At 36.6% G+C, this 213-nt stretch carries 1 pseudogene; it reads right to left on the bottom strand.

Annotation, left to right across the window (positions count from 1 at the left end):
• Positions 1 to 139 (bottom strand): annotated as a pseudogene (locus tag NE671_RS16125) (helix-turn-helix domain-containing protein); the annotation flags it as partial.
• Positions 140 to 213: the final 74 nt, after the last annotated feature.

The raw sequence follows: 213 nt of genomic DNA, 5'->3' as shown, positions 1-213 counted from the left end.
GCTCATCAAGGGCTTTTGCGATCTTTTCCTGATTTTCCAGGGTCAGAGAATCCGCATGATTGAAATATCTGGAGATCGTAGTCTAGGAAAAACCAGTGTATTCTGCAATATCGTCAAATGTTACCTGTTTTTTAGCCATAAAAAAATATTCTCCTTTTAACAGCAGAAAGTTATTATACGGAATGCAGATGTGATCATATAAGAGAAATCTGC

The sequence above is a fragment of the Blautia sp. DFI.9.10 genome (genome assembly GCF_024461705.1).
Lineage (GTDB): Bacteria > Bacillota > Clostridia > Lachnospirales > Lachnospiraceae > Blautia_A > Blautia_A fusiformis.
Note: the sequence above shows the minus strand (reverse complement) of the source record. Positions and strands in the feature narration are given on the sequence as shown.